Raw genomic sequence first — 11,554 nt, 5'->3', positions numbered from 1 at the left:
CGAATCACTTCCGTTATTTTACCATGAAGTATGACATATGCCGAATCGAAAAAGAATCCGCCCGAAGGTGGATTCTTAAGAGGTGACGAGGTCGCTCCAGGCACGAGGATCTTCTTGCCAGTCGCGAAGCGAATCGAGCTCCGAACGGTTTAGAACGCCCGTACTCTCTGCCACTTCAATCAATTCTGAGAACGTTGTCAACGATGTCGCCGTCAGATCTGCATCGCTTAGATTCTTCTGAAGAACCGGTAATCCGTACGAGAAGATGGCTTGAATCCCAATGACGTCACCACCCGCCTGACGAATCGCCTGCGCCGCATCGATACTCGACATCCCGGTCGATAATAAATCCTCGATGACGAGTACTCGAGCGCCTGCCTCGAGTCTTCCTTCAATTTGATTACCTTTCCCATGCCCTTTTGCACTCGAACGGACATAAATGAATGGAAGCCCGAGTCGGTCAGCGAGCAATGCCCCGTGAGGGATACCTGCCGTGGCCGTCCCTGCGATCACATCGACTTCGGTCGGATTCACCGACTTCACCAATCCATCGACGATGACTTGACGTACTTTCGGAAAACTGAGTGTGAGTCGATTGTCGCAGTAGATCGGACTCTTCAATCCGCTCGACCATGTATACGGCTCAGTCGGTGATAGTGTGACGGCTTCAATCTGTAAAAGTGCCTCAGCGATTTGTTTCATTCATTTTTCCCCATTCCTTCATAAATTGGTCGTACATGGCCATCGGATCAGTCGCACGTGTAATCGGTCGGCCGACGACAATTGAGTGAACACCCGCCAATCTCGCTTCCTGTGGCGTCGCGATACGGACTTGATCATCCTCGGTTGCACCGAGTCGGATGCCAGGTGTGACCGTCATGAACGTGTCCCCTAGTTTTTGATGAATCGCTTTCGCTTCTTGAACGGATGCGACTACTCCGTCAAGCCCTGCCTGCTTCGCAAGTGTCGCTTGTCTGAGAACGGCTAGATCGAGTCGTCCAGCAATCCCGAGCTCTGTCTGCATCATTCGTTCATCTGTCGACGTCAACTGTGTGACCCCGATCAATCGAGTCGTATCGTTTGCCTGACGTAACCCGTCTAACGCATAACGCATCATCTTTTCGCCGCCTAATGTGTGGACATTCGTCACAGTCACCCCGAGCTTTCCGATTTGTCGCATCGTACGGCGTGCCGTCTCCGGGATATCGTGTACTTTCACATCCAGAAAGACCGGATAACCCTCGTCGACCAATTCTTCGACAAAGCGTGCGCCTTCCCGATAAAAGAGTTCCATCCCGACTTTGACAGCCGGTCGGTTTGAAAATCGTTTTAACAAATGAAACGCTTCGTCCCGCGTTTCCACGTCAAGGGAGAGATACAAGTTGCGCATAGGCCTTCCCCCTCACATCCAAAATATGGTCGATTCCGAGTGAATCAAGTCGTGCCGGTAACGCTTCAATGATTTCCTGACAGACGTATGGATTTTCAAAGTTTGCCGTCCCGACGGCAACGGCAGACGCCCCCGCGTAAATAAACTCGAGCACATCGTCGACCGTCCGAACCCCGCCCATGGCGATGATGGGAATGTCGACCGCTTGTGCGACTTCATACACCATCCGGACCGCTACCGGTTTGATGGCTGGACCGGATAACCCACCGATTCGGTTTGCTAAAATCGGTCGACCTGTCTCGATATTGATTCGCATCCCTACGAGTGTGTTGATCATCGTCAAGCCGTCCGCCCCGGCTGCTTCGACGGCTCGCGCCATGTCGGTGATTGACGTGACGTTCGGAGACAGTTTCACATAGACCGGCTTACTTGAAGCCTCTTTGACGAGTCGTGTAAGTTCTGCGGCCATCTCCGGGTCCGTCCCAAACTGCATGCCTCCACATTTCACGTTCGGACACGAGATGTTCAATTCAATGGCTTTAATCGTCGGGTCGGCACTGATTCGACGGGCGACTTCCACGTATTCATCTGGCGTCGAACCGGCAACGTTGGCGATGATTTCCGTGTCGAACGTCGAGAGAAATGGTAACTTTTCTTCGATGATCGCATCGACTCCCGGATTTTGAAGACCGATCGCGTTGAGCATACCCTGTGCCGTCTCGGCGACACGTGGGGTCGGATTACCGAATCTCGACTCCTCCGTCGCTGCTTTGATCATGATGCCTCCTAAAATCGAGAGGTCGTACAACTTCGCGAATTCCTCCCCAAATCCGAAACATCCGGAAGCCGGAATGATTGGATTTTTTAAACGAAGACCTGGTAACTCGACATTCAATCTCATAACAGCACCTCTTCCGCATTGAATACCGGACCGTCACTACAGACTTTCACATAGCCGCCCGGCGCTTGACAGACACAGGCAAAACAAGCACCGATGCCACAACCCATCCGATTCTCGATCGAGAGATATCGTTCAGTAATTGGTGAAGCGGCGACTGCTTTTAACATCGCTTCCGGACCACAACTGAACAACACATCGGCTTGGATGCGTGCGAGGGGGCCAGTGACGAAGCCAAGCTCCCCGTGAGTACCGTCTACTGTCGTGATGATCGTCTCACCAAGTTCACGAAAGGCTTCTTCATAAAAGACGCTTTCTTTTGAATCAAACCCGAGAATCGCAATCGTTTCAATCCCCATCTCATGTAGTCGACGTCTGACGTAATAAAGCGGTGGGACCCCAATCCCACCTCCGACCAGGACGACTCGCTTTCCATGTTGCGCCAGTGGAAAACCGTTCCCGAGCGGACCAAGGACGTCTAGCGTGTCCCCCGCTCGTTTCCCTGCCAGCTCAGTTGTCCCTTCCCCAATCACTTTGTATAAGAAGGTGATTTCGTCCCCCTCGACGTTCGCCACCGATAACGGCCGACGTAACAGACCGGACGTCTTGATGTGAAAGAACGTCCCAGGGGCGACCTCCACCCCAGGGCAACGTACTTTCATTTCCATCGTCGCTTTGGCGATTTGCCGGTTGCTCACAATCGTCACGTCATGTCTCATACCATCACCCCGAACGTTGTGAATGCCGGGATGTTGACCGTCTGGAACGACAGGCTTTCAATGACTTGTAACAAGGCTTCGACTGTATCGAGCGAGGTCAGGCAAAGCGTGCCCTGCTCGGCGGCCGTTCTTCGAATCAAGAACCCGTCTTTCGTGACGAGTGCGTCGCGGCTCGTCGTATTGATGATCAAGTCGACGTCTCCACGCTCGATCACACTGAGCATCGTCTCACCGTCTTCTTGAATTTTCCCGACTCGACGAACACGCATCTGTTCCACTTCAAGACTATCAGCCGTCCCACTCGTTGCCATGAGGCGGAAACCGAGGCGGTCAAATCGTTTCGCCAAGGCGATGGCCTCGTCTTTGTCATGGTCGGCAATCGTCATGAGCACGTTCCCTTTCAAGGCGATGTTCATCCCTGCTGCAACGAGCCCTTTATAGAGCGCTTTTTCGAGCGTCCGGTCTGTCGCCATGACCTCTCCTGTCGACTTCATCTCGGGTCCGAGCGATGGGTCTACCTCTTTCAATTTCGCGAACGAGAAGACCGGTACTTTGACCGAAATACTGTCCGACTCAGGATGAATGCCTGTCCCAAGACCTAGTTCTTTCAAACTCGTCCCAAGAATCGTTTGTGTTGCAATCCGTGCGACCGGTAACCCCGTCACTTTCGAGATGAATGGGACCGTCCGACTCGCACGTGGGTTTACCTCGATCACATACAGGTCATCCGCATAGACAAACTGGATGTTGAGAAGGCCTTTGATGCGGAACGCTTTCGCCAACTTGATCGTATAATCGACGACTTTTTGTTTCAGTTCTTCACTGAGTCGTTGAGGCGGATAGACGGCAATGGAATCGCCTGAGTGTACGCCGGCACGTTCGATATGCTCCATGATCCCTGGGATGTAGACGTCCGTCCCGTCACAGATGGCATCGACTTCAATCTCAATTCCTGTCAAGTAGCGATCGATGAGAACCGGTCGATCTTTCGAGGCGATGACCGCATGTCGCATGTACCGCTCGAGCTCTGACTGTTCATACACGATTTCCATCGCCCGTCCACCGAGGACGTACGATGGTCGAACGAGTACCGGATAGCCGAGCTCGTTCGCACATGTGACGGCCTCTTCCACGTTTGTCGCCGTCTTTCCTGGTGGTTGAGCCAATCGTTCCGCTGACAATGTGGCTTCGAACGCCTTTCGGTCTTCGGCACGGTCGATATCTTCCAGCGTCGTCCCAAGAATTTTCACACCGTTCGCTTCTAGCGATGCCGCCAAGTTTATGGCAGTCTGTCCACCGAATTGGACGATGACACCTAGCGGGTTCTCGTTCTCGATGACCTCTAATACGTCTTCTGTCGTCAACGGCTCGAAGTACAATCGATCGGAGATGGAGAAGTCTGTCGAGACCGTTTCCGGGTTGTTGTTGATGATGATGGCTTCATACCCTGCATCTCGAATCGTTTCGATTGAGTGAACGGTCGCATAGTCGAACTCGACACCTTGCCCGATTCGAATCGGACCTGATCCAAGGACGAGGATGGACTCCCGGTCTGTCTTCACCGCTTCGTTCTCCACTTCATATGTCCCATAAAAGTATGGTGTCTCAGAAGCAAACTCGGCCGCACACGTATCGACCATCTTATAGACGGGACGAATGTTCCATTCTTTCCGTTTCGTGCGAACCGCTTCTGTATCCATCGACAGCATACGGGCAATTGCCACATCACTGAACCCTAGACGTTTCACATCCAGTAGACGTTCTGACGTCAGTGGCTCCTTGATCAGTTGTTGTTCTGCCTGCCAGATCCGGTTCAATTTCTGTAAGTAGAGTCGATCGATTTTTGTCAGTTGGTGTAGCGTTTCTACCGTGTATCCGCGACGAAGGGCCTCATAGACGATGAACAAACGCTCGTCTGTCGGATGAATGAGTCCATTCTCGAGCTGTTCTGTGTCTAGTGCTTGAAGTTGTGGAAGGTGGAGTTCTTCCATACCCAGTTCAAGCGAGCGAACCGCTTTTAGCAAAGCCTCTTCTAAATTCCGACCGATGGCCATGACCTCACCCGTTGCCTTCATTTGTGTGCCTAAGCGGCGATCCGCGGACTCAAACTTATCGAAGGCGAAGCGTGGGATTTTAGCGACGACGTAATCGAGCGCCGGTTCGAACGAGGCGTAGCTCGTCTCTGTGACCGGGTTTTTTAGTTCTGACAACTTGTAACCGACAGCGACTTTCGCAGCAAGCTTGGCAATCGGATAGCCTGTCGCTTTTGATGCGAGCGCTGAGCTCCGTGAAACACGTGGATTCACTTCGATGACATAGTACGTGAAACTGTCTGGGTCGAGTGCGAATTGGATGTTACACCCACCCTCAATACCGAGTGCCCGAATGATATCGAGCGAGACGCTGCGTAACATCTGATAATCCCGATCTGATAGCGTCTGCGTAGGGGCGAATACGATCGAGTCACCGGTGTGGACTCCAACCGGGTCAAAGTTTTCCATCGCACAGACGATGATGGCTTGGTCACTCGAGTCACGCATGACCTCGAACTCGACTTCTTTCATCCCGGCAATCGATTTCTCCAACAAGACTTGCGTAACAGGACTCGCCTTTAATCCAGATTCAACGATTTGCTCGAACGATTCCCGGTCATGGGCAATCCCGCCACCGGTTCCCCCGAGCGTGTACGCAGGTCGGATGATGATCGGGTATCCGATCCGTTCCGCAAATCCCCAGGCAGACTCGAGCGTATGAACGATCTCACTTTCAGGTACACCGTGACCGAGTTCGAACATCAAGTTACGGAACTGTTCCCGGTCCTCCGCCTGAACGATCGCAGACAATTTTGTTCCAAGAAGTTCCACGCCACAATCCCGCAGGACGCCCCGTTTGTCGAGTTCAAAAGCCAAGTTCAAACCCGTCTGCCCGCCAAGCGTGGCAAGGAGTGCATCCGGACGTTCCTGCCGGATGATTCGCTCGACGAATTCTGGTTCGAGCGGTTCGATATAGACACGGTCCGCCGTCGTCGGATCTGTCATGATGGTGGCCGGATTCGAGTTGACGAGGATAACTTCGTAGCCTTCTTCTTTCAAGGCAAGACATGCCTGTGTACCAGCATAATCAAACTCCGCTGCTTGTCCGATTACAATCGGTCCTGATCCGATTACGAGGATTTTCTGAATATCTGGTCGTTTTGGCATGTCAAATTCCCACTTTCTGTTTGTTTTCTTGTACGAGTTGCATGAATCGGTCAAATAAGTCGTTGGCGTCGAACGGTCCTGGTGCCGCCTCGGGATGATACTGTACCGAGAAGGTAGGATGGTGAAGATGTCTTACCCCTTCGATTGTTCCATCGTTGACCGCACGGTGTGTGACGATAAGCGGTGTATCGAGCAGTGACGTCTCTTCTACCGCATATCCATGGTTTTGAGAGGTGATGGTCACGGCACCCGTCTCAAGCTCGAGCACCGGATGATTCGCGCCACGATGTCCGAATGGAAGCTTGAATGTGTTCGCACCGTTTGCGAGAGCAATCAACTGGTGACCGAGACAAATCCCGAACATCGGTGTCATCGGCATCAGATGCTTGATGAGCGGCAGTGCCGTCGGAACGTCTTTTGGATCTCCTGGTCCATTTGACAACATGATGCCGTCCGGCTCATACCGTAATACATCCTCTGCCGTCACATCGTGCGGGAAGACGACGACCTCACAGTCTCGTTTCATCAACTCGCGCATGATTCCAAGCTTCGCCCCGAAGTCGATCAAAGCGATGCGAGGGCCAGTTCCAGTACTCACATATGTCCGCTTCGTCGATACGCGTGCGACTTGATCGTTCGGCGATTCTTCATCAAAACGGGTCCGCACCTCGTCCCACGTCAACTCTCCATCGATGAGGACGCCGCGCATGACCCCTTTCGCTCGTAAATGACGTGTCAACATCCGTGTATCGATATCCGAAAGTCCCGGAATGCCGAAGCGGGTGAGTGTCGCGTCGAGTGTCGCCGTTGAACGGAAATTCGATGGCGTATCGCATGCTTCTTTCACGATTAACGCTTTTGCCATCGGAATCGTCGTTTCAAAATCCTCACGATTGACGCCATAGTTCCCAATCAATGGGTTCGTCAGTACAATCATTTGGTCGCAGTATGATGGATCTGATAAGATTTCTTGGTATCCTGTCATACCTGTCTGGAAGACGACTTCCCCCATCGTATCAGCCGGTGCCCCGAATCCTTTACCGACAAAATTCATTCCATCCTCAAGCCATAATGTTCGTTTCATCAAATCGCCCCTTATATACAATTTCGCCGCCGACCATCGTCATGACCGGCCATCCAACAAGCTTTTTCCCTGCGAACGGTGTATTCTTTCCTTTTGAGTAAAATGTCGTAGGATCGACCGTGCGAGACGTTTCCGTATCGATGAGAATCAGGTCCGCATCCACCCCAACTTTCAATTCTCCTCTCGATAAATCGAATACGTCACTCGGACGTTTCGTCATCCAGTCGAGCAACTGATGCTCCTCCATGACGCCAGTTTTTACAAACGTCGTGTACAGAAGTGGCAAGGCAGTCTCGAAGCCGGTAATTCCAAACGGAGCCCGCTCTATCCCTTGTACTTTTTCTTCTGCTGTATGGGGGGCATGGTCCGTTGCGATCATATCGATCGTCCCGTCAAACAATCCCTCAAGGAGGGCCTGTCGATCATCCTCGCTTCGGAGCGGTGGGTTCATCTTGAAGTTTGCATCGAGCCCAGGGATATCGTCCTCGCTCAAGACGAGATGATGTGGCGTCACTTCTGCGGTCACGTGGATGCCGGCTCGTTTCGCATCCCGAATGACACGAACCGATTGGCGGGATGAGACGTGACAGACATGATAATGACACCCTGTCTCTTCAGCAATCAAAACGTCGCGAGCGATATGGATGCTCTCCGCAAGGCTCGGAATTCCTTGAATGCCATGCGCCTCACTGAATTTGCCCTCGTGGACCGACCCGGCCTTTAACGTATTGTCCTCACAGTGGGCGACGACCGCTTTGTTCAATCGTTTCGCTTCGCGCATGGCTTGTCGCATCATCGCCGCCGATTGGACACCGACCCCATCATCCGTGAAGGCGAAGGCATCTGCGAGCGATTCCATGTCGACCTGTTCTTCCCCGAGCTGTCGTTTCGTGATGGCGGCGTAAGGTAACACACGTACGACCGCATCTTGTTCAATTTTTTGAAGGAGGACGTCCATTGTTTCGCGATTGTCAGGAACCGGTCTCGTGTTCGGCATCGAGCAGATGGTTGTAAATCCGCCTGCCGCTGCTGCCATCGTCCCTGTCTGAATCGTCTCTTTCGCCTCGCCCCCTGGTTCACGCAAGTGGACGTGGACATCGACGAGTCCTGGTGCGAGCAGATAGCCTGATGCATCGAGGACTTCTTGTCCCTCGGTCTCCCCTTTATAGTCGAGTGATTCGATCTTTCCGTCTTTCACTTGAATGGATGTCGTGCGCTTCGTTCCCTTGTCATACCATGTCGCGTTTTGAATTATCATTGTTGTCCTCCTAATGCTCGATTTAAGATGCTCATCCGGGCATACACCCCATTCTTCATTTGCGGGAAGATGCGTGACCGTTCATGCTCGATCAGACTTCCCGCAATCTCCACATCCCGATTGACCGGAGCCGGGTGCATGATGATGGAGCCTGCTTTCATTCGCTCGACGCGTTCGACCGTCAAACCGAACTGTGTGTGATACTCTTCTTTCGAGAAGACGTCTCCCATGATATGGCGCTCGTGTTGTACACGGAGTAACATGATGACGTCACATTCGCCTATGATGTCATCGAGTTCTTTTCGCTCTAGCCCCATCGAATCGTCCCACCAAGAGGCAGGACTACAACCGACCACGTTTGCTCCGAGGCGCTTCAAGACGCTTGCGTTTGAGCGAGCGACCCGACTATGGACGAGGTCACCACAGATGGCGACGTTCAATCCTTGGAACGTTCCAAACTCTTCAAAGATGGTAACGAGATCGAGCAACGATTGGGATGGATGTTCCCCGCTCCCGTCCCCTCCGTTCAACACCGGGATATTCAACTTTTCGATGAGTTCATGATAATAGCCCGCTTCCGGATGTCGAATGACGAGTGCATCCACACCGATGGCTTCGAGCGTTTTACACGTATCGTATAGTGTCTCGCCTTTCGTGACCGATGACGTCGTCACATCGAACGGAATCTCCTGCATGTTCAAGTGGCGCTCGGCCATTTGAAACGAGTTTTTCGTACGTGTCGAGTTTTCAAAGAACAGGTTCGCTACGGTCTTCCCGTCAAACAGTGGAGGAAGATCTCCTTGCTTGTATCGCAATGATTCTTCAATCATGCCCATGATTTCTTCAAGGGAAAGTGTGTCCAAACTGACGAAGTGTTTGACCGGTTTCACGTTTGTTTGCATCGTATTCATGTTCGTCTCCTCCTTTTATTAGAGGCAAAGAGAAAAGGCGTCTCTTCACCGATGTGAAGGGACGCCTTTATCTGGGCAGGGTACACCCAAATAAACGAGCCTTCACTTTGCCGACCTCACGGGATCGAATTAAAAGTTACTTGCTTGTTTCGTTTCTTCAGTTGTGTTGACTTCGACTGCTGTGTCGTCTTCTTCCTGCGGTAAGATGGCGTTCAACAAAATGCCGACGACCGTCGCGAGTGCCATGCCTTGTACCGGGAAGCTCCCGATTTGAACCATCGCACCACCAAGTCCGATGACGAGGATGACCGACGAGATGATCAAGTTGCGTTTTTCTGCCAAGTCAACTTTGCTCTCCACCATCGTCCGTAATCCGTTCGAGGCGATGACACCGAACAAGAGGATCGAGATTCCACCTTTGACCGGGTTCGGGATGGTCGAGATGAACGCTTCGATATGACCGAGGAATCCGAAGCTGATGGCCATGAGTGCTGCGCCAGCGATGACGTAGACACTGTAGACTCGTGTGATGGCCATGACGCCGTTGTTCTCACCGTAAGTCGTACATGGTGGTCCACCGAGTGCAGAGGCGACGGCTTTTCCCACTCCGTCTCCGAGTAGCGTGCGATGGAGACCTGGATCTTTCATCGTTTCTCGTCCGATAATTTTTGACGTGACCATCTGATCTCCGATGTGCTCCGTCATCGTGACGAGGGCGACCGGAACGATGGCGAGAAGGGCACCGACTTGCCACATCGGCATGTAGTCGACGAACACCATCGTGAAGTCAGGAAGTTGGAACAGGCTGGCTTGTTGAATCGGCGAATAATCGATGATGCCGAATGCCGCTGCGACTGCGTATCCTCCCACGATTCCAAAGAGGATCGGGACCGCTCCCCAGACACCTTTCAGTTTCGTCATGGCAAGCATCGTGATTCCAAGTGTAAGCAGGGCAATCGTCATGAACGTCCCGTTATAGGCACCATCTTGATTCATCGACATGTCGATGGCGACCGGTGCGAGCGAGAGTCCGATGACCATGATGACCGGTCCGACGACGACCGGTGGGAGCAATCGGAGCAACCAGTTGACGCCTGTCTTATAGATGATCAAGGAGACGACACCGTACACAGACCCGGCGACGATTCCGCCGAAGAGTGCGGCTTCGACACCCCATTGCTGGCTGACCGCTATGATCGGGGCGATGTAGGCAAAACTTGAACCTAAGTATGTTGGGACTTTGAAGCGCGTAATCGCTAAGAATGAGAGCGTGGCCACGCCGGAAGCGACGAGGGCGACCGATGTATTTAATCCTGTCAAAATCGGGACTAAAATCGTCGCTCCGAACATGGCGAAGACGTGTTGAAGGCTGAATAATAGCCATTGTGGAAAGTGAGCTGGACGCTCGTGGATGTGTAGAACAGGTTGTTTCATATTGAATTCTCCTTCCTGGCCTCTCTGGACCACCTTAAAGGTATGAGTTTATTGCTGATGGATCGTGACTTCATCCGCCGTGTCGACTTCACTGAGTCTCACAACGACTTGTTCGGACTTGGACGTCGGAACGTTCTTTCCGATAAAATCTGGTCGAATCGGGAGTTCCCGATGGCCTCGGTCAATCAAGACAGCAAGTTGGATGTAATCCGGACGACCATGGTCGACAAGCGCGTCCATTGCGGCACGAACTGTACGACCTGTGTAAAGGACATCATCGACGAGGACGACGGTCTTTCCATTGATATCATGGGGTAGTTCCGTCGCTTTGACTTCAGGGTCTAACGACTTCTTCGATAGATCGTCGCGATACAAGGTGATGTCGAGATTGCCGAGTGCGACAGGCTTGCCTTCAATCTCTTCGATTCGGCGAGCGAGTCGGTCAGCGAGCGTCTCACCTCTCGTCTTGATTCCGACGAGGACGACGTCATCGATTCCTTTGTTTCGCTCGATGATTTCGTGTGCGATTCGGGTCAAAGCACGACGGATGGCTGACTCATCTAAAATGACTGATTGTTTCACGTGATTCCTCCTTCCAAGCTTCACTAAAAAAGAAGACTCCCTCATCCAGCTGGAAAGGGAGTCTTCATCAAAAACGGC

The 11,554-nt window shown here is 52.4% G+C and carries 10 protein-coding genes; all 10 read right to left on the bottom strand.

The window, feature by feature from the left end; genetic code table 11:
• Positions 1–75: 75 nt before the first annotated feature.
• The 10 genes from pyrE to pyrR all read right to left on the bottom strand — a co-directional run bounded on the left by pyrE (position 76) and on the right by pyrR (position 11,521).
• Positions 76–702 carry an orotate phosphoribosyltransferase gene (gene pyrE, locus F3H97_RS02955; RefSeq protein WP_196430518.1) on the bottom strand — a complete coding sequence of 209 codons (627 nt, stop codon included), beginning with the start codon at positions 700–702 and terminating at the stop codon, positions 76–78.
• Positions 686–1,390: an orotidine-5'-phosphate decarboxylase gene (gene pyrF / locus F3H97_RS02950; RefSeq protein WP_196430517.1), complete on the bottom strand. Its 705-nt coding sequence runs from the start codon at positions 1,388–1,390 to the stop codon at positions 686–688. Before pyrF ends, pyrE begins: the two co-directional genes overlap by 17 nt.
• Complete coding sequence (locus F3H97_RS02945; RefSeq protein ID WP_196430516.1) at positions 1,365–2,291, bottom strand: dihydroorotate dehydrogenase; 927 nt, start codon at positions 2,289–2,291, stop codon at positions 1,365–1,367. Before F3H97_RS02945 ends, pyrF begins: the two co-directional genes overlap by 26 nt.
• Entirely contained in the window at positions 2,288–3,007 is a 720-nt protein-coding gene (locus tag F3H97_RS02940; RefSeq protein WP_196430515.1) for a dihydroorotate dehydrogenase electron transfer subunit, read from the bottom strand. Before F3H97_RS02940 ends, F3H97_RS02945 begins: the two co-directional genes overlap by 4 nt.
• The gene (gene carB, locus F3H97_RS02935; protein WP_196430514.1) at positions 3,004–6,207 is read right to left on the bottom strand and encodes a carbamoyl-phosphate synthase large subunit; all 3,204 of its coding nucleotides are present in this window, start codon (positions 6,205–6,207) and stop codon (positions 3,004–3,006) included. Before carB ends, F3H97_RS02940 begins: the two co-directional genes overlap by 4 nt.
• A gap of 1 nt (position 6,208) precedes the next feature.
• The gene (locus F3H97_RS02930) at positions 6,209–7,291 is read right to left on the bottom strand and encodes a carbamoyl phosphate synthase small subunit (RefSeq protein ID WP_196430513.1); all 1,083 of its coding nucleotides are present in this window, start codon (positions 7,289–7,291) and stop codon (positions 6,209–6,211) included.
• On the bottom strand, positions 7,269–8,549 hold the full coding sequence (locus F3H97_RS02925) for a dihydroorotase (protein ID WP_196430512.1): 1,281 nt from the start codon (positions 8,547–8,549) through the stop codon (positions 7,269–7,271). The genes F3H97_RS02930 and F3H97_RS02925 overlap by 23 nt, the downstream gene beginning before the upstream one ends.
• The gene (locus tag F3H97_RS02920; RefSeq protein WP_196430511.1) at positions 8,546–9,460 is read right to left on the bottom strand and encodes an aspartate carbamoyltransferase catalytic subunit; all 915 of its coding nucleotides are present in this window, start codon (positions 9,458–9,460) and stop codon (positions 8,546–8,548) included. The genes F3H97_RS02925 and F3H97_RS02920 overlap by 4 nt, the downstream gene beginning before the upstream one ends.
• A 129-nt stretch (positions 9,461–9,589) precedes the next feature.
• Positions 9,590–10,894, bottom strand: a complete 1,305-nt coding sequence (locus F3H97_RS02915; protein ID WP_196430510.1) for a uracil-xanthine permease family protein — start codon at positions 10,892–10,894, stop codon at positions 9,590–9,592.
• A 48-nt stretch (positions 10,895–10,942) separates the two neighbouring features.
• The gene (gene pyrR / locus F3H97_RS02910; protein WP_230872797.1) at positions 10,943–11,521 is read right to left on the bottom strand and encodes a bifunctional pyr operon transcriptional regulator/uracil phosphoribosyltransferase PyrR; all 579 of its coding nucleotides are present in this window, start codon (positions 11,519–11,521) and stop codon (positions 10,943–10,945) included.
• Positions 11,522–11,554: the final 33 nt, after the last annotated feature.

Origin of the sequence: Exiguobacterium sp. SRB7LM (assembly GCF_015712685.1) — a bacterium.
GTDB classification, from domain to species: domain Bacteria; phylum Bacillota; class Bacilli; order Exiguobacteriales; family Exiguobacteriaceae; genus Exiguobacterium; species Exiguobacterium profundum.
This window is presented reverse-complemented; position numbering and strand designations above follow the sequence as displayed.